The following is an 18842-nucleotide window of genomic DNA, read 5'->3' on the forward strand; positions in this document are numbered from 1 at the left end:
GTTATCCGATCTCAACATTATCAAGCAGCTCTTCAACTACTCGTTGATGGTTCACACCATCAGCCAATGCGTCATAAGATAGCGAAAATCGATGGCCTAATACGGTCGGTAACATTGCTCGCACATCGTCTAACGTGACGTGGTCACGCCCTTGTAGCCACGCATAAGCGCGTGCACATCTATCCAAGGAGATTGACGCTCGAGGGCTTGAACCTATCTCAATCCACTTTGATAGATTTGATTCTGGATAACGCTCTGGCTTACGTGTCGCCATCACTAAGGCAACAATGTAGTTTTCGACTAAATCAGAAACCGCTATTTCAGGCAGTTGGCGACGGGCTTCAAGTACCAATTCAGGTTCAATATGCTGTGGAGTTACAAGTTCCGAACTCGTTTCGCTACCGAGTTCCTCACTGCGCACTAGTCGAATGATGTCACGCTCAGCTTCATCTTCTGGGTAGTCAACCGTCACCTTCATAATGAAACGGTCCATTTGCGCCTCTGGAAGTGGATACGTACCTTCTTGCTCAACTGGGTTTTGAGTCGCTAATACCATGAACAAATCAGGCAGGATATGAGTTTGACCACCCACCGTAATTGTCCCTTCTGCCATAGCTTCAAGTAGAGCCGCTTGTACCTTCGCAGGGGCACGGTTCACTTCATCGGCCAGAACAATGCTATTGAAAATAGGACCCGGTTGAAAGTGCAACTGAGGCTTACCATCTAACTCTTGATACACTTCCGTCCCAGTTACATCTGACGGAAGTAGATCGGGGGTAAACTGAATTCGGCCAAAGCTAGTATTGAGCAAGTTCGCCAACGACTTCACTGAACGAGTTTTCGCTGTACCGGGAAGCCCCTCTAAAAGCACATGCCCATTAGTCAATAACCCTATCACTAGAGCCCGAACGACGTTGCTCTGACCGATAACACTTTTCTCTGTCTCTTCAATCAGTTGGTTTATTGCTTGTTGCGCATGGTTCATAGGTCTTCCCTTAATTCAATCTGGCTGCGTACATCCTACTCACAAGCCCCATAACTATTAGTTATAAGCGCGATAATTGCTTATAAGCGCGATAAGTTATAAGCACCATAAATTACAAGCGCATAACCACGTCAACGTTGGCGCTCTATTTCAGCCCAGCTTTTTACTGACTAATTGCTTTTTATTTGCTAACTGCTTTCAACTGGCTCATAGACCTCAATTGGTTAATGGCTTCCGGTGGCGCCACCTTACTCAATGACGAAATACATTGTTCAAACGCTTTTTCTGCGCCCGGTTTCTGGTAATTTCGAGCCAAAATCTCACACTGTGCATACAAGTGTTGTGGGTTACGGCTAAACTGGTAAGCCTTATTCAATGACCTACTCGCAGCAAGCACATCAGACTTCTCTAAAGCCAAGCCGTACACATACCAATATTGTGGGTCGGTTTGCGCAGTTTCAGCGGCTTGTTTAAGGTAGTCCGTCGCTTGGTCGTAATCTTTCACACGAAGCAGAGATAATCCTGCGCTGTATGGCAATACACTCGATTTCGGCTGAGCTTCAATACCTTGCTTCAATGTCGACAGCGCTTTTGTTTCGTTACCTTGCGCTCGATACAAATCCGCCAAGTTGGCGTAGCTGTTTTCGAAATAAGGCTCGATTTCGATAGCACCTAAATAGAAATCAATTGCTTTGTCGTGCTGGCCTAAGTCTCGGTAGACGTTACCTAAGTTAGTACGTCCAAACCCTCTGTCGGCATTAAATTGCTGTATCTCAATGTACTCTTCCAATGCAGGTTTTATTTTGTCTTTCTGCAGAGGATTCATTTCTCCCCAATAACGCACTAATGCGCCTGCGGTTTCTGAACGAATCGACAATACAGAGTCTTTCAGTAGCGGCTCAAGAATCTGCCAACGGTCGATAAACGGAAAACCGGACGAACCTTGCACGACGCCTAACCGAATCATCTCATTGTCGTGTTTAACTGCTCTGGCAAGTGAGATAAGTGTGTTCTTGCCCGTATTGCCGCCCAAACGTTCTAAGCTCGATGCACGAATGATATTGCTTAAGCTGGAGTCCTGAGTCGAGTATGCCAACGCATCCTCTGCCCCTCTGTGCCCTATTGAGTCAGCATAAAAGGCAACGGCAAAGTGCTGCTGATTACGATACTTAGAATCTGGGAACCACTCACCGATTTGCTTATCTGCCCACTGGTCGGTTTGATCTTCATGACAGCTAGTACACACGTTTGGTGTTTTAATGTGTTGGCTAATATCAGGACGTGGGATGTGCCAACTGTGGTCGCGTCTTGGGTCGACCTCCATGTAAGTCGTCTCTGGCATGTGACAAGTGGTACATTGTGAAGCTTCGGTATTCGCCTCGTGGAAGGTGTGCTTTTCAGGTGTGTATTCAGAAGCAATGTGACATTGGCTACACACGGCTTCCTCTGCAATTTTTAATTCTGCGGTATGAGGATCGTGGCAGTTAGTACATGTGACGCCTTTTTCAGCCATCGCTGATTGAAGAAAAGAGCCGTAAACATAATCTTCATCGTAGATTTGGCCATCGTTATGGTAAAGCTCAGGGGTAATCAAGCTTAGGCGATATTTATCAAAGAACGACCCATTAACATGGTCGCCTGTTTCATTCAGCTGAGTGCGTCGGCTATGGCACTGAGCACAGGTTTGAACTTGGTTGGTATGAATGATGTCTTTTGGTTGCAGGGTTGAGTTGCCCTCTTGGTAGATCCACTCTTTGACCGACTTCGACAAATCGCGGTCGAAACCATAATGCGCCGAGACTGGATCATCCTTTACGCCATTAGCTTTGGCTGACTTATCTTTGGCTAGCAGGGCTTGCTCCACGTGCTCACTCGCAGGGCCATGACACGCCTCACAACCAACATTAATCTCAGACCAAGTGGTGTTGTAGGTATTGCTCGCGCTGTCGTAGTTCTTTTCTAGGTTTGTTGAATGGCAGTCTGCACACATGAAGTTCCAATTTTGACCGCTATTGGTCCAGTAGAATTCATCGGTGTTGGTGGTATCGGGGTAGAGATGAAACCAGCGTTGGCCGCCTTCGCCTTTAAATCGAGAATCCCAAGCGAAAGGAATCAACTGTACACGGCCGTCTTCAAACTCAACCATGTACTGTTGTAGAGGCTCAAAAGCAAAGGTATAGCTAATTTTATAGTCTTTGAATTGCCCGTCTGGCCCTTCGATATTGACCCAGAACTCTTCACCCTTGCGAAAAAATCGGTTGGGTTTACCGTCATGAATGACCGTTTGATCGTTGAAATCGCCTAATACATATTCATCTGTAGCGTGTTTCATCGCCATGTCATGATGAGAGCCCTGCCACGCTTCGACTTCTTCGCTGTGACAATCAATACAAGCTTCCGAACCGACATACGTGACCTTAGCAGAGCCGGCATCTGAAGTTTCTAAACCGATAAGCGAAACTTCAGTAGTAATCGGAGCCTGTTCATTAGCATACACATTGACACTGAGCATCGACAATATAGGTAAAGACAACATTGCGGATAATACTGCAACTCGCTGGTGTTTCAATCCGTTCACTAGTGAGCACAACCATGCAGACATAACATTCCTTGTTTTTATACATCCTTATGCTTACTAAGGTAGACGTAAAAACGACTAAAATACAATTATTTAGTGGCAATGATCATGATAGTTGTGATTCATATTCACGACTGGGATTTACTCATTGATATGCGCATAAAAAAGAGCTCCTAAGAGCTCTTTCGTGTTATCAGTTTTATCAAACTATCAGTTTCAATAAACCAAAACTTACTTATTATGGTTCTCTTGAAGTTTCTCCATAACCTGATCCAAGCTAAAGCTTGCTGCTTTTTGGCGTGGTGGGTATTCCGCAAAGGTTTCTAAGAACTTGCCAACATACGCTTGTGCAGGAACGAACATATAAGCATGGTCTAACAACCAGTCATAATAGGTATTTGACGTAATATCTGCGTTTTCGTATGGGTCCATACGCAGGTTAAACAGCTTAGGAAGACGTAACGTCACGAACGGTTCTGACCAAATCTGCATGGTACCCGTTGCACGTTGCTCCATGAACACCGCTTTCCATTGGTTGTAACGAAGCGCCGCTAAATCGCCATCATCGGTAAAGTAGAAGATCTCTGAACGACGGCCTTTTTCTTCTTCACCCGTTAGGTAAGGAAGGAAGTTATAACCATCTAAGTGAACCTTAAACGTTTTATCACCAGCAGTATGACCTTTAAGTAGTTTCTCTTTGATTTGGTCATCACCAGCAGCGGCAACGAAGGTTGGCATCCAGTCCATGTGGTGCATGATTTCATTGGATACGGTTCCTGGTTCAATCTTACCAGGCCAACGGACCATTGCTGGTACACGGTATGCGCCTTCCCAGTTAGTGTTTTTCTCACCACGGAACGGGGTTGTACCCGCATCTGGCCAAGAGTTCATGTGTGGGCCGTTATCCGTTGAGTAGAAAACGATGGTGTTGTCTTTGATTCCCAACTCATCCACTTGCTTCAATAGTTGCCCAACGTGTCGATCGTGCTCAACCATACCATCAGCGTAGTTACCGACACCGGTCACACCTTTACTATCGGCTTTCACGTGCGTTCTAAAGTGCATACGTGTTGCGTTCCACCAAACGAAGAATGGTTTGTCCTCTTTCACTGCGCGATCCATGAAATCAAGTGCCGCGTCTAGTGTTTCTTCATCGACCGTTTCCATACGCTTACGCGTCAGTGGACCCGTATCTTCAATCTTGCCATCAGCGAATGACTTAATGACACCACGCGGACCGAACTTCTTTCGAAACTCAGGATCGGTTGGGTAATCTTCATTCTCTGGTTCTTCTTCAGCATTCAGGTGGTAAAGGTTGCCAAAAAATTCGTCAAACCCGTGTGCTGTTGGAAGGAATTCATCTTTGTCGCCAAGGTGGTTTTTACCAAATTGACCTGTCATGTAACCCATAGGTTTCAGCATTTCTGCGATTGTCGCGTCTTCCGCTTGCAAGCCAATGTCTGCGCCCGGCAAGCCTACTTTACTCAAACCCGTTCGTAATACACTTTGTCCCGTAATAAAGGTAGAGCGACCCGCAGTACACGATTGTTCAGCGTAATAATCGGTAAACATCATCCCTTCTTTGGCGATGCTATCAATATTAGGCGTTTTGTAACCCATTAAACCAAAGGTGTATGCACTAACATTAGACTGTCCAATATCATCTCCCCAAATCACGAGAATATTTGGCTTTTCAGCTGCGAATGTGGTGGTGGAAGCCGCCATCATCGCCGTACCCAAAATCGCTAAACGACGTTTAACGCCATATTTCGCTGTCATAGAAACCTCTTCGTAAGTTATTTGCATCCTGCCCTACAACGTATAGTCCATTTTTTAAGCATGCGCGAGGTTCGCTAAGCTATTAATCTTTTTGTCATTTTTTATTCAGATACAGGTGCAGGAGTTATCGATAAGGTTTACGGCGACAAACATGATAAAGATCACACATGTTATCTAAGGGTTTCTGGTAACCATCATCCTAAATTCAATTTAATCAGCAAGTTAACCATGCATCATAACGATTGGTTATAAGCACTATAAAAGGACGTAACGGAATTTTGAGAATAACATTTGCTCATCGATGCGTTGTTCTAACGCATTAATCTTAAAAGTGAATCGGAGTCCTTATGGGTACTAAAATTAATAAACTAGCATTAGGTGTTGGCTTATTAGCAGCTTCTTCAGCGGCAACAGCAGCAGAAAAACCAAACATTCTTGCTATCTGGGGTGATGATATTGGTATATTCAACATCAGTGCATACAACAACGGTATGATGGGTTACGAAACACCTAACATCGACCGTATTGCTAACGAAGGCGCACTGTTTACTGACCACTACGGTCAACAATCGTGTACTGCTGGTCGTGCTGCATTCCTAACAGGTCAAGAACCTTTCCGTACTGGTCTACTAACGATCGGTATGCCTGGTTCAGACGCTGGTATCCCTGATTGGGCTCCTACCATCGCCGATTTACTAAAAGAGCAAGGCTACATGACGGCTCAGTTTGGTAAGAACCACATGGGCGACCAAGACAAACACCTTCCAACAGCACACGGTTTCGACGAATTCTTTGGTAACCTTTATCACCTGAATGCGGAAGAAGAACCAGAAACGTACTACTACCCGAAAGACCCAGAGTTTCGCGCTAAATACGCGCCTCGTGGTGTGATCAAGTCAACAGCTGATGGCAAGATTGAAGATACAGGCCCAATGACGCGTAAGCGTATGGAAAATGCCGATGAAGAATTCCTAGAAGCTTCTCTAGACTTCATGGAACGCGCAGTTAAAGCCGATAAGCCTTTCTTCATCTGGCACAACACTACTCGTATGCACGTGTGGACTCGTCTACAAGAGAAATACCAAGGCATTTCAGGTGTGAGTATCTATGCTGACGGTATGATGGAGCATGATGACCACGTGGGTGTGCTTCTAGACAAACTTGATGAATTGAAAATCGCTGATAACACAATCGTAATCTACTCTACCGATAACGGCGCAGAAACAGCAACATGGCCTGATGGCGGTGCGACTTTTTTCCATGGTGAAAAAGGCACAACTTGGGAAGGTGGCTTCCGTGTACCTCAGCTAGTCCGCTGGCCTGGCACTATTGACCCTGGCACTAAAATCAACGACATTATGAGCCACAAAGACTGGATCCCAACACTTCTAGCGGCTGCTGGTGATGACAAAGTGGTTGATAAACTAAAATCAGACAAAGGCGCGCGTTACAACGGTAAAGATTGGCGTGTTCACCTAGATGGCTACAACTTCCTTCCGTTCTTTGAAGGAAAAGAAGAAGGTCCTCGTAACGGTCTGCTTTACTTTTCTGCAAACGCAGAGTTAGACGCCGTTCGTACTGGCGACTTCAAAGTTCAATTTGCTCATATGGAAGGCAATATCTCAGATGGTGTTCGATTCCAAACTAACTGGCCGTCAATCGTTCACCTACGTGCTGACCCATTCGAAAAAGCGCCACACGAGTCTGGTATGTACCTACGTTGGATGGCTGATAACATGTGGTTATTCGTACCAGTAGGCAATGAAGTTCAATCTTTCTTGTCAACGATTCCTGACTACCCAATGCAGCAAAGCCAAGTATTGAACCCTGGTAACTTCAACCAGAACGTACTCATGCTTCAAGGTAGACTTCAGCGACTAGAAGCAGCTGCAGCGCAAGCTAAATAATTAGCTTAAGCTTACCCCCCCCCTAGAAAAACGAAACAAAGCCGTGATAGCTCAAGTGCTATCACGGCTTTTCAGTATATCAACAATGAAAACTGTCCCACATAAGCCTTTAACAAACGAGTGACGAACAAGGTTATCGCATACATTTACTCACATAGCCTTGTAACTCGCCTCGTTTATGACCGTTACGTTAAGATTACGCAAATTTTTTCAAATCCCACGGACATCACTTGAAATACAGAGATATGCGTGCGATTGTATTTTAACTCACCCTAACAACTGTATGATTATGAAGACAATCCAAAGCATTGCCCTACTCTCAGCTATCGTTGCTGCACCTTCAGTATTAGCTGACGTTGAAATCCAAGTTCCATCCAGTGTTGATATTCTAGCGGTTAACGAAGCTAAGCCTGACTTAGACGGCGGCTTATTCTCTTCTCATAAGACACTGACGTTACCAGATGGCCAAAACCAAATCGTATTCCAATATCAACTTGCATTTGATAAAGGTAACGATCGTGAGTTCGTAGACAGCGACGCTGTTATCGCAACATTCGATGCGACTGATACCACATTGACTTTCGACCTACCAAAATACCGCAACACAGCAGAAGCAAAATCTGGGCTTAAAAACTTAGAGTGGAACCTTGTTGACGAGAACCAGAATGAAATCAGCGTTAAGCAAGACAAGCTAGTAAAAGACGGTATGCAAATTGGACGTAAGTATCCTCAAGAAGCAAAAGAGTACAACCAGAAAGGCGGCATTGCGGCGCTAGCGATGGGTTCAGCAGCAGGCGCAACAGCGGCGGTTGTTCAACCTGTAACACTTCCAGCAAAGATTGACGGAAATGCGGCTAATACAGCTGAAGAAATGCTCTATTTCTGGTACGAGAAAGCTGATGCTGAAACCAAGCAGAAATTCAAAGATTACGTGAACAAGTAGATTCGATTACAAACAAGTCTATAAACTATCTCGTTCAAACCAAAGACGCTGGCAGTGTGCCTGCGTCTTTGGTTTTATCTAAATAGAAAGTTATAGGTGTAAAAATCAACGATAATCAGGTCTAATCCTCGACATCAGCAACATATCAATGTATTTCCCGCCTTTGAATGTACTCAGCCTTTTAGCACCTTCCAACTGAAAACCGACGCTTTCATACAAAGCAATCGCGGCATGGTTATCTGCATGAACCTCAAGCTCCAGGCGAATTAGGTTTAGCCAATTATCGGCCTGATTGATCGCTTCTTTCATTAAGGCTTTTCCAACCCCTTTGCCATGAGCATCAGGGTGAATTGCAATCCCTAGGCCAGCACTGTGCCTGTCTCTCACCTTAGTCGTCATGAACAAGGTAATGTGCCCAATGACTTTACCTGACACTTCAGCGACTAAAGTAAAATGGTCTGAATGACCAAACAATCGCTCCACTTGATCAGAGCTAAGGAAAGGCTTTTGCGAAGTGTTTTCTGATACTGATGGATGACGATAAATATCAAAAATGTCTTGGTTGTCTGTGGTTTCAAGATGTCTAATTTGTATTTCCAAAGTGCTTCCTTACTGTCTATTTCTATCCTTAAGCTAATTTTCATATTACGGATAGCAACGAGTAGCTACAACCATAAAGACGGTAAGCGTTGGAAATAATTGAATAATCGGCATAGCCCATAAAACAGTCACCACAGCCCATAAACAACAAACTCAAAGACTAAAAATGCACCATTGAAGGCCCTCACGCGTCTCTTCATAAGGTCAGGTTCGTTCTCGAACTAAATTGCCCAACGGTATAATAATACCAATCGTAGTAAATAACTGTTCACCTTAGCTTGTTAAAAATCTCGATAACGTCGTTAGATTTTTTGATTGTAGAATAACTACTTATCGAAAAAGTCTGCCTTGTTCTCAAGCTTTTTTCCTGCGCTATTTTTGATCACTTACTTACTGTGATTGGTATAAATTGATCCATCGCTTTGAGCCTTTCGTAATAACTAACGAAAATAACGGACAAACTCAAAGGATTCCAACATGATTAATAAAATTAGCAAGTCTCTATCTCTTCTTGTCGCTGCACTTTTATTTAGTGCATTCGCTAACGCCAATCATCATGAGATGAAAAAAGATATCGTCGATGTCGCAGTAGGAAATGGCTCTTTCAACACATTAGTGGCTGCAGTTAAAGCTGGTGGACTTGTAGATACTTTAAAAGGAGAAGGCCCATTTACCGTTTTCGCTCCAACCGATGAAGCATTTGCCAAATTGCCAGATGGTACTGTAGATATGCTTTTGAAACCTGAAAACAAAGACAAACTAGTCGCAGTGCTAACTTATCATGTAGTCGCCGGGAAAGTGATGGCGGCAGACGTTATGAAAATAGATAAAGCGACAACTGTTCAAGGTCAAAACGTGATGATAAGCGTAAACGATGGCTCAGTTATGATTAACAATGCGAAGGTGATTGGGGCTGACGTGGAAGCAAGCAATGGCGTAATCCACGTAATCGATACGGTCTTGCTCCCGAAATAATCAATTAGAAAGAAAGCATCAGGCAAACCAAACTCTTTGGGGGGTGTGACAATTCACACCCTTTTTTACCAACTGGAGATTAAGCGTTTGGCTGTTTGGGCATTTCCAAGTTTCTCAAAACTCGACATTACATTACTGGCTATTAAGTGGTTTTCTCCATCACGTAATTAGTCAGCTTAACGCCACGTATTTCGACTTCCTGTTCATTCACTAACTTAAAGCCAAGGTGCTCATAGAAAGGCCTAGCGGTAAAATACAGCCAACCAGATCGTCACCTTGTCTTTGTCCGTACCAATAACCTTGTGCTTTTCTCGTGCAGAAATATTGATGTAATCCCCTTAGACAAGGTAACGACACGTCCGTCTTCAAACTCAATAACACCTTGCCCCTCTAGCACCATAACCCATTCGTTTTCATCTTGGTATACCAACCTTGTTCTGGAGAACTGTGCCCATGAGATATTATTCTTTCAATCCGCACATTCTCAGTAGTAATGATGTCGTTGAAGATTTCGTCGAGTATTGACGAAGGAACATCATCGTAAATATTTGACATCGAGCTCTCCTAGTTCGTATTAACTTGATTAGCAACTTGGGGACTTAACTTCATTGTAAACCTAGGCGACAGCACTATTTTTGAAGTAAAAACGGTAGTAGCCCACCAAGTTACTGCAGATAAATAGCGCTTCCATCAGTACGGCAGTTGGAGAACCAACTAAGTAATTATGAACCAACCAAAAACTGGTTCCGATGATCATCAACTCTCTTAATCGACGATCATCTTTATTGAAGGCTGCAAAGGTTTGAAATACAGAAGCAAAGCAACTCAATATGCTAATTAGCCCCGAGTAAGTCACTGCGGTTGCGACTACCGACATCGAACAGAACAAATATTTAAACTTAGACGATGTCGAAAATACACTCGTCAAATAGCGAATAGTGGCAATCGTCATTAAGCTCGCCGCTGTCCATTGTTCGAGAAGAATAAAGTGGCTCGAAATAAGCACGCCAGCAAAGAACAGACAGGTAACGATTTTCTTTCTCTCTTTAAACTGAAAAGACAGAAGATCGAAACAAATAGCAATTGCGACTAATACTTGAGAAAGATAAAAAGCTGACACGGTGATTCCTTAAGTAGTGACCTAGCAGATTTAAATTATGACGTTTCCGTTCTAAATAACGACATTACTGTTTTATGAATGATATTGAAGTTTAGACTTTTAAATTACCACTGATTACGGTGGTTGCAGACCCTATCAGTTTTATACGACCATTCGGCAATAGCTCTGTCGATACATACCCACCGCGGCGCGACGCTTGGTAAGCATTGAAATGCGCTTTGTTTAGTTTCTCGGACCAGTACTGTGTGAGAGCGCAATGCGCTGAACCCGTAACGGGATCTTCGTTAACACCCACCCACGGCGCAAAATAGCGCGAAACAAAATCAAGCTCAGAGTTCGACGACAACGCCGTCACAACAACGCCTCGACCTTTAATACGCTTTAGAGCATCAAAGTTTGGTGCTAAATCTAATAAAACTTGTTCGCTGACAACCTCAATAAACTGTTTGGTATCGAACTCACTGTATGACACGATTTGGTCTTCACACAGCCCTAAATATTCAAGCAAATCTTTATTGGCATCCAATCCAAGATCAAGCACAGTACTTGGGAAGTCGAGCTCGATTGTCGAGTCACAAACTGTGGCAGATAGCCCCCCTGAAAGCGTATCAAACGTCACAACCTCACCTACATTGACTAACCCTCTTTCCTTCATCACATGCGCTGTTGCCAACGTACCGTGACCGCATAATTTGACTTCAACTTCTGGTGTGAACCATTTCAACGTCATCGTATTGAGGGCTAAGAATGCCGTTTCTGATACTGCCATCTCTTCAGCAATCGAATACATCAACGACTCTTCTAAAGGTTCTTGTGAAATACAAACCCCTGCAGGGTTTCCTTTAAAAGCTTGAGTTGTGAACGAATCCACTAGATATATCTCTAAATTCACAATGGCTCCTAGCTCTGATATTGAATTGACATTGCAGCCTACAATAAGCACAAACACCCCTTGGTACAAGTGTTCAACAGCAACATTATTAATACTTATTTAAGAAGTAAGAAATCATAAACAAAGAGTTATGAAAAGAATTGGTGGATTAAGCTGAAGGTTTAATATAGGACAGATAAGAGATAAAGCGTATCAGCCCTGGTAGGAAACAAGCACACATTCGCGGCACATAGGCATTGTATCGTGCCACAAACGTGAGGTTACTCAGCAATGGTGACTCAATTAAATCTACTGATTCTACTGATTCTACTGATTCTACTGATTCTACTGACGTACCAGAGCAGATTTCACAATGGTCAAGCCAAGCAGACCCAGCATGACTCCTGTCACTTTATCAATATAGTAAGCAACACGTGTAAACTCTTGACGCACTTTAGGTGCAGATAACAGGAAGATGATCGCCGCATCCCATACAAATACAACCACCGTCATCCAAACACCTAACCCCAACTTAAACATGAAGCCAATGTCATTGTTCAACACAACCGTGAATAAGCTCAAATAGAACAAAAGGTTTTTGGGATTAAGGATTCCTGATAGAAAACCCGTAATGAATTCTTTGAGAAAAGTCGTTTGGTTGAAGCTATCTCCTTCGGTAACATCCATATTGCTGTAATTACATTTCTTCGCTCTTATCGCTTGCACAGCTAGATAAACAAGAAACACACCACCAATGATCTTCAGTACAATCATAACGGAAACGGATGTCGCTAGAATCGACCCTACTCCAACCAAGCACAAAGCAATATAAACCGCATTGGCACTGGCAATACCGAATGCAACGCCTAGTGCTTTTCTTCCCTTATTTCGAACAGCACTCTTCACCACAATCACAAAGTCTGGCCCGGGACTCAATAACGCTAGAAAGTGAGCAATCGCCACGGTAACAAAAATTCCGACTAAACCCGCATCCATAAACCAATGTCCTTATTGTAAATTTAATGCATTATTATTGCATAATTAACCTACAATTAGCTTTTTGGGTTCATTATTAGGGTATCGATACCAAGAGAATCAGACAGACAACACGTTTTCAACAGTCTCGTTAGGTAAAAGACGTCCCAAATAACACGATTTTTAATATTTAGACCGCTAAGCCATGATTTAGCTTGGTGTTTTCTATAAAGGCTCATTTATTCCCTAATTTGCGGGCTGAAAGTAAGTGGGCGCATCGAATATATTAGATTGTACTAAAATAAGAGTCGTAAATTTGAAGCAGGTCGCAAAATTTGGGCTACGATTTAGTTAAGCAAAGTAGGAAAGGAATCCGTCAGTGAAAGCATTTTATGTTTCAGTTCTTGCGTCATCATCCTTTTTAACTGGCACAGCGTTTAGCCAACAGAATGATATTTATCTCTACAATTGGGATGAATTTCTATCCAATAGCGTCGTGACCCAACTAAGCGACACGTACGGCATTTCTTTGAAACAGCAGTTTTTTTCTGATGAGTCGATCAGAGATGAAGTGCTATTAAGCGAACGTCGTGGCGCATTTGAGCTCGTCATTATAGAAAGTATAAAGCTCAATGCGTTAGCCAAGCAGAACCTGTTTCATAATCTCAGTGAGTTACAACACTCCATTGCTGGTAACATAGATTCACGGTGGGTTGAAGGATGTGGCGAATATGGTATTCCCTACGCTTGGGGGACTGCGGGAATCTTATATCGAAGTGACAAAGTAAACACTCCCACCTCTTGGAACACTATTCTCGAACCAGACACGAACAGCAGTGGCCGCATAAGTATGTATTACGAACCTACGGATTTGGTGAGTACGGCACTGTTAGCGAATCAATTTGATCCATTCACCAACAATGAGCAGGAACTTCGCGTTGCCTATAAAGCTCTTCAAGCTCAAAAACCTCACCTTGAAAGCAGTGAATATGTCATCGACTATATTCACCAACCCGAACGTCTCGCTAATATCGACCTTGCCTACGGGTATTCTGGTGACAGTTATGTGCTGAATGATGCCGAGCCTGACGCATCTTGGGCTTATGTCGTACCTCAAGAGGGCACTACGCTCTGGTTAGAATGTATTGCAGCGATCAATAATGGCGAGTTATCTGCACACGCAGCAACCATTCTCTCATTTTTATCACAACCCGATATCGCCGCTCAAAATGCGATGGACTCATGGTTTTCGACACCAAGCTCAAAAGCAAAAGCACTGACCTCTATAGAATATCAAAATGATACTGAGCTTTTCCCTAGTAAAGAGATTTTAGAACGCAGTTATCTGTATCAGCAACTCGAACCCAATAGTATTCAAATTCGTAACCGTATTGTCGACAGTTTGAGATAATTAATGCCAGTATTAAAGAAGTTGTATTTTGTGCTCATCCCAACGTTATTGTTCGTATTTACAATAGCCGGAGTGGTGACCTATAACTTAGCCTCTAACCATGCTAAGCACATGTATTTGGATGAAGTGCAATCCGATGTGAACACGGCTCTAGTGGCGGCTGAGTACGAACAACTTGGTTTATCTTTGTTAGTAAAAGATATTGGCTCTTCCCTGCAATTTCTACGCTACATCCAAAACCCGGGGGACTACACCACCTTATCCCTGTTGGAAAAAAGAGTGCTTCGAGTCTTAGACCAAAGCCGCGTCAATCAATTCGGACAACGTAATATCTATATCGTTGATCCTAAATTCAAACTCACACTCTCGACATTACGAGCAAACCCATTCGAAGGCTTAAAGATCCCTGATAACATTTATGAAAACGTCTTCGATATCTATACCTCTCTGATTAATAAAAACGAATTTTCCCAAGAAGGCTTCTCATATATATCTGTGAGTGGTGAACTTAGATACGCCTACGTCACTGCAATCGATCCTTACTTACTTCCACAAGACAAACGCGCAAACGACAGTTTAAATCGATACATATTGATTGCAGACGGTCCGTTGAAACAACTCTCCAACTTGCTGATAAAATACAACGATGATGACAATATGCAACTTCTGATTGAGCCATCATCGGATACTGCACTCATAGAGAATACCCAGTTCGTTATCAAATCGTTTGAACAAACCAAAGACCGAATTAAAGTTGAGATGAACAGTCGTCACTTCCTCGCTCAAATTAATATCCGTGAAAAAAAATTCAACAGAGAGAAAGCAGCCATTGCACAACAAACATTGTTAGGAAGCTTTAGCACGCTTTTTACCATCATGTTGATTGTACACATGGTCGTACGATATCAATTAGTGCGTCCACTCAAAGATTTACTGCACGAGATATCCATTGGTGGGCTTAAACTGCGGTACTTCAAACGCTCATCGGGAAACAGTGAGATCGATGGTCTAAAGAACGCCTATATTGATTCATTAACGGAATTGAAATTCGAAGCTGAATTTGATCAATTAACCAAATTAGCCAACCGACGCTCGTTCATCCGACACCTCGATGTGCGCTTGAAAAGCTCGATGAGCCCTCATTGCTACTTGGTTTGTTGGGACATTATCGACTTCCGTAAAATCAATGATTTATATGGAGCAAAAGTGGGTGACAATGTACTGGTGAGCCTAGCAAAAGCACTTAAAGGAACATTGCAGAACCAACAATCCTCTTTTGGCTTTAGTTGTAGTGATTATTCACTCGCAAGGCTGGGAGGAAATCAGTTTATTGCCATATTGGAAATAGGTGAACACCAATCAATAAACGAAGAAATCGAGAACATTAACAACATCCTAACAGGGACAACATTCCTTGATTACTATGGTTTCAGACTTTCAATTGCAACAGGTGTTCTGCCTGTCGACACCCCGAAATTTGAAGAGATATGGCACAGATGTATTGATGAAATGCTAATTAATGCGAAAGCTCACAGTGATGGGGAAAGTAGGATTGTTTATGGCGAAGAACTCATTCATTCACTAGAAAGACATGACGTTATCGAGAAAAGGCTATTGGAATGTTGTGAGAGCGACAACTTTGAAATTCGCTTTATGCCAATTTTCAATGCTCAGACACTTCATATCGACGGTGCTGAATGTCTCATTCGCTGTCCTGCTCTGTTTGACATTAAAGCTGGGCCCGATGAATTTATTCCGGTCGCAGAGAGGAGTAACCTAATATCCAAACTCGATATGTGGGTGATTAGCACCGCAATCAAAAGCTATAAAGAACTCTCAGAAATTCACAAGTACAAAGGCACCCTATCCATTAACATATCAGCAATGGAGCTCTATAACCGCAACTTTGCCGACAACATTCGTAAGGTACTCGAGCGTTATCAAGTGCCACCGGGCAACATCATTATTGAAATCACTGAAACCAGTTACGTAAAAAGCACCAAACTGACCGTCCAAACCATCGAGAGTATCCGAAACTTAGGTTTAAAAGTTTCCCTAGACGATTTCGGTACCGGTTACACAGCCTTTAATCAGCTCCTCCACTACCCTGTCGATGAGCTTAAAATTGATAAGAGCTTTATCGATAATATCGTAACCGACAAAGCCGATCGTAAAATGGTCGAGTCAATGGTTAACCTAGGCCACTCCTGTGACACTTTCGTCGTGGGAGAAGGTGTCGAATGTCTAGAGCAGTATCATCACCTAAGACAATCAAACTGCGACCTTATACAAGGGTATTTCTTTAGCCAGCCACTGACTTATATTGAGTTCATAGAATTTGTCCGTGACCATAATCCACAAGCTATTTTGGACCAGTATTCACTTTCAGAGCCAAACTCTGATCAAAGGATTGTGGCTCTGAATCAGAAACAATAGCCGTTCTACTTAACGCCACTGATACTGGTTTGGATGCTTGTATTCGCTCGGATGCTTGTATTTGCTTGGTTACTTTGATTAGTTTGGATACGTTAATCGTCATGGAAACTGGATAAGCACGTCCAGTCCCTTTCCTGTATAGCAGAATAGAGCTCAACAAGACGCAGAGGGGCAATCCCCCTGTGATGCATTCCTACAAGCAAACAGAAGTCTGATCTCCATAATTAGACAACTTCATTAGATCGGGAAAGGCTTTTAACGTTTTCGCTTAAGTACAAAATATGGAGATAATTAAGTAGAGTCACTAGGGTGGGACGAAACAACAAACGCTAGACTAAATCCACGATAGAAATTTAGCCTTGCATCGAGGTTAATAACTCCATCATATCTTGGGAGCTTATATTTTTCTTATGTCTCACTACGGCATCAATCATAAGCTCTAAGTTACCTGCAGAGATGTAATCACTGAGCACATCGTTGAACTTCTCCTGAATTTCATCACTTGCATACAAATGGTCCGGAATAAAAAATAAGAACTGGCTTCCGCTACTACGAAATGAAATGGTGCTTTCTGGGATCTTTCCAGTAAGTGATTTAGCAGCCGAACTCACTACAAGGTCACCATATTCAAGCCCATATTTCTGGTTAATTTCACTTAGATTTCTGATGTGTACGAAGTAAAGATCAAAGTTACTTTCTTTTTGATAATTGTTTTTGACGAACTTCATCAATGACACTCGATTTCGAAATCCTGTGATGAAATCTGTAGTATGAAGCTTTCTTTTAACAGAGAAGTCTATGTAAAAAATAGCGCCTGTCATCAACAAGAGGCCAACAAGAAAAACGCTACTGATTCGATGGACGGTGACTAAGTTATCAACCATTGAGGTGTTTTCTTCAATCACAGGGCTTTGTAATCGAAACTTATCGTTAATAAAATCGACGAGTGTGTGGTAGCAAATATCGACCTTTTTCTGTAACGATTCCTTGGGCAACAACCCTTGGCTGACCAGTTTAATCGAGGGCTCCAAGCTCTTAAATTTATCAAATTCCGCTGTGAAATAGGGCTTAAAGTTTGCTGACTTGATGAAATTGGAAGACTCAGTGCTGTTAATCAATATGTCAAAACGGCTCCACGTAATATCGTACGCTAACCATAACTCATCATAATCAATGGTTTCAGAACGGCTTACCATCAAGAAATTAGCGTATTCTTTCACCAATTGAAAGACGAACCACGTTGCCTCATTTTGTCGTGTAGAAAAACTCTTATTAATATCGTTAATGCGGGTAACACTGTAGATATTAACGGTGAGCACCACTGCCGCTAAAAATAACACGACGACTTTAATGGCAGTCAATGACAGCAGCTTTTTCATACTAAGCCCTTACAAATGAATATCGCGTATCTGCCAGATCATCTTGGCATGGAAGTCTGTATTATCTATATCTGGCGTCGAAGAAAGTGGGTATATCAACCAGTACGGACCTTTTTCTCTTACTGACATAAATTGGCCATTTAGTTTAATCGCAATGATCGGCTGGTAATCGTCAAAGTCTTCTTTGGGTACCGCTATTTTATAGTCGTTTAGTGCAACAAAAGTGACCTGCGAGGCCATGGGTAAGTCCTTTGTTTCAAGCACCGTTTGTAAGGCCACACCGCTATAAACCAATTCCCCATCCAGCCAAGGTAATGAGGTGGTAATCTCTTTTTGAGGGAGCAATAGCAGTTGTTCTCGACTGAATTGATGCTTTTGCCCTAGGTGATCGAATATTGTGAGTTCGGATGCTGCAAAAATAGAAAATGAACACAGTGAAAGTATAAACAGAAGTGCAGCTCTCATTTTAAACTCCATTCTAAAAAGGTCACTAAATTGAGTCTAGTTCATATTGGTCATTTGACTTGCTTAGACATTGCCTATTTTCTCAATGATGCAGTTCGACTCTTTCTCAGATAACGTTTCATTCCTGTAACCAGGTGCGAACAACACCTTACCCTTCTCTAAATAAGACTTTAATTAACGTTCATACCAGTAATCCCGGCTTTTTAAAGGCAATGAGTAATCCAATCCAACCACTGAATACGTACTGACCATCAAAATTAACAATAAATATGAGTCAGTAAGTAGCAAGAATGCTTGTTGCTGCATAACCTTTAATCGAACGTAAGCAGCTTTGAGAGCCTATTTTTCTGATATCTGTCACTTCTATTCCACCAGCAGGTATTGTGTGTCGCTCTTAAAAAAGCTTACTCATTTCATA

Annotated in this window: 14 protein-coding genes and 2 pseudogenes; 5 read left to right on the top strand and 11 right to left on the bottom strand. The window is 42.6% G+C overall.

What is annotated here, in order from left to right; genetic code table 11:
- Window position 1 precedes the first annotated feature (1 nt).
- From K08M4_RS19255 to K08M4_RS19265, 3 genes are all read right to left on the bottom strand, one after another.
- The gene (locus K08M4_RS19255; protein WP_086051063.1) at window positions 2-985 is read right to left on the bottom strand and encodes an AAA family ATPase; all 984 of its coding nucleotides are present in this window, start codon (window positions 983-985) and stop codon (window positions 2-4) included.
- Between the two features lie 181 nt (window positions 986-1166).
- Window positions 1167-3587 carry a tetratricopeptide repeat protein gene (locus K08M4_RS19260; RefSeq protein WP_086051064.1) on the bottom strand — a complete coding sequence of 807 codons (2421 nt, stop codon included), beginning with the start codon at window positions 3585-3587 and terminating at the stop codon, window positions 1167-1169.
- A 207-nt stretch (window positions 3588-3794) separates the two neighbouring features.
- On the bottom strand, window positions 3795-5342 hold the full coding sequence (locus K08M4_RS19265) for an arylsulfatase (protein WP_086051065.1): 1548 nt from the start codon (window positions 5340-5342) through the stop codon (window positions 3795-3797).
- Between the two features lie 347 nt (window positions 5343-5689).
- Between K08M4_RS19265 and K08M4_RS19270 the strand changes: the two genes are divergently transcribed.
- Entirely contained in the window at window positions 5690-7249 is a 1560-nt protein-coding gene (locus K08M4_RS19270; RefSeq protein WP_086051066.1) for an arylsulfatase, read from the top strand.
- A 289-nt stretch (window positions 7250-7538) separates the two neighbouring features.
- Window positions 7539-8192, top strand: a complete 654-nt coding sequence (locus K08M4_RS19275) for a DUF2057 family protein (RefSeq protein ID WP_086051067.1) — start codon at window positions 7539-7541, stop codon at window positions 8190-8192.
- A gap of 105 nt (window positions 8193-8297) precedes the next feature.
- Here the strand turns inward: K08M4_RS19275 and K08M4_RS19280 are convergent, their stop codons facing one another.
- A complete protein-coding gene (locus K08M4_RS19280) occupies window positions 8298-8792 on the bottom strand; it encodes a GNAT family N-acetyltransferase (protein WP_086051068.1) in 495 nt (164 codons plus the stop codon).
- 477 nt (window positions 8793-9269) lie between these two features.
- Here K08M4_RS19280 and K08M4_RS19285 point away from each other — a divergent pair, with 477 nt between their 5' ends.
- A complete protein-coding gene (locus tag K08M4_RS19285; protein ID WP_086051069.1) occupies window positions 9270-9767 on the top strand; it encodes a fasciclin domain-containing protein in 498 nt (165 codons plus the stop codon).
- A gap of 142 nt (window positions 9768-9909) precedes the next feature.
- Here K08M4_RS19285 and K08M4_RS19290 read toward each other — a convergent pair.
- From K08M4_RS19290 to K08M4_RS19310, 5 genes and pseudogenes are all read right to left on the bottom strand, one after another.
- Window positions 9910-10017, bottom strand: a pseudogene (locus K08M4_RS19290) (GNAT family N-acetyltransferase); the annotation flags it as partial.
- Window positions 10010-10322: pseudogene (locus K08M4_RS19295) on the bottom strand (cupin domain-containing protein). The pseudogenes K08M4_RS19295 and K08M4_RS19290, both read right to left, overlap by 8 nt.
- Before the next feature lie 61 nt (window positions 10323-10383).
- Window positions 10384-10887 carry a YgjV family protein gene (locus K08M4_RS19300; protein WP_086051070.1) on the bottom strand — a complete coding sequence of 168 codons (504 nt, stop codon included), beginning with the start codon at window positions 10885-10887 and terminating at the stop codon, window positions 10384-10386.
- A 91-nt stretch (window positions 10888-10978) separates the two neighbouring features.
- Window positions 10979-11779 carry a PhzF family phenazine biosynthesis protein gene (locus tag K08M4_RS19305; protein WP_086051071.1) on the bottom strand — a complete coding sequence of 267 codons (801 nt, stop codon included), beginning with the start codon at window positions 11777-11779 and terminating at the stop codon, window positions 10979-10981.
- 324 nt (window positions 11780-12103) lie between these two features.
- The gene (locus K08M4_RS19310; RefSeq protein ID WP_086051072.1) at window positions 12104-12754 is read right to left on the bottom strand and encodes a LysE family translocator; all 651 of its coding nucleotides are present in this window, start codon (window positions 12752-12754) and stop codon (window positions 12104-12106) included.
- Window positions 12755-13112: 358 nt separating this feature from the next.
- On the opposite strand from K08M4_RS19310, the gene K08M4_RS19315 reads away from it, so the two are divergent.
- On the top strand, window positions 13113-14144 hold the full coding sequence (locus K08M4_RS19315; protein ID WP_086051073.1) for an ABC transporter substrate-binding protein: 1032 nt from the start codon (window positions 13113-13115) through the stop codon (window positions 14142-14144).
- A gap of 3 nt (window positions 14145-14147) precedes the next feature.
- A complete protein-coding gene (locus K08M4_RS19320; RefSeq protein ID WP_086051074.1) occupies window positions 14148-16580 on the top strand; it encodes a putative bifunctional diguanylate cyclase/phosphodiesterase in 2433 nt (810 codons plus the stop codon).
- Window positions 16581-16933: 353 nt separating this feature from the next.
- On the opposite strand, the gene K08M4_RS19325 is transcribed toward K08M4_RS19320, so the two are convergent.
- Together K08M4_RS19325 and K08M4_RS19330 are read right to left on the bottom strand one after the other, a co-directional pair.
- A complete protein-coding gene (locus tag K08M4_RS19325; protein ID WP_086051075.1) occupies window positions 16934-17959 on the bottom strand; it encodes a GGDEF domain-containing protein in 1026 nt (341 codons plus the stop codon).
- A 9-nt stretch (window positions 17960-17968) separates the two neighbouring features.
- Window positions 17969-18436 (bottom strand): putative pterin-binding protein, encoded by a 468-nt coding sequence (locus K08M4_RS19330; RefSeq protein WP_435532565.1) that lies wholly within the window; start codon window positions 18434-18436, stop codon window positions 17969-17971.
- Window positions 18437-18842 lie beyond the last annotated feature (406 nt).

This window comes from Vibrio syngnathi (assembly GCF_002119525.1).
Lineage (GTDB): Bacteria > Pseudomonadota > Gammaproteobacteria > Enterobacterales > Vibrionaceae > Vibrio > Vibrio syngnathi.

Excerpts from the sequence above, each read along its gene's own strand:
- K08M4_RS19270 (WP_086051066.1), top strand. The coding sequence starts at position 5,690 with ATGGGTACTAAAATTAATAAACTAGCATTAGGTGTTGGCTTATTAGCA.
- K08M4_RS19260 (WP_086051064.1), bottom strand. The coding sequence starts at position 3,587 with ATGTCTGCATGGTTGTGCTCACTAGTGAACGGATTGAAACACCAGCGA.
- K08M4_RS19265 (WP_086051065.1), bottom strand. The coding sequence starts at position 5,342 with ATGACAGCGAAATATGGCGTTAAACGTCGTTTAGCGATTTTGGGTACG.
- K08M4_RS19285 (WP_086051069.1), top strand. The coding sequence starts at position 9,270 with ATGATTAATAAAATTAGCAAGTCTCTATCTCTTCTTGTCGCTGCACTT.
- K08M4_RS19330 (WP_435532565.1), bottom strand. The coding sequence starts at position 18,436 with ATGGAGTTTAAAATGAGAGCTGCACTTCTGTTTATACTTTCACTGTGT.
- K08M4_RS19310 (WP_086051072.1), bottom strand. The coding sequence starts at position 12,754 with ATGGATGCGGGTTTAGTCGGAATTTTTGTTACCGTGGCGATTGCTCAC.
- K08M4_RS19325 (WP_086051075.1), bottom strand. The coding sequence starts at position 17,959 with ATGAAAAAGCTGCTGTCATTGACTGCCATTAAAGTCGTCGTGTTATTT.
- K08M4_RS19320 (WP_086051074.1), top strand. The coding sequence starts at position 14,148 with ATGCCAGTATTAAAGAAGTTGTATTTTGTGCTCATCCCAACGTTATTG.
- K08M4_RS19255 (WP_086051063.1), bottom strand. The coding sequence starts at position 985 with ATGAACCATGCGCAACAAGCAATAAACCAACTGATTGAAGAGACAGAG.
- K08M4_RS19275 (WP_086051067.1), top strand. The coding sequence starts at position 7,539 with ATGAAGACAATCCAAAGCATTGCCCTACTCTCAGCTATCGTTGCTGCA.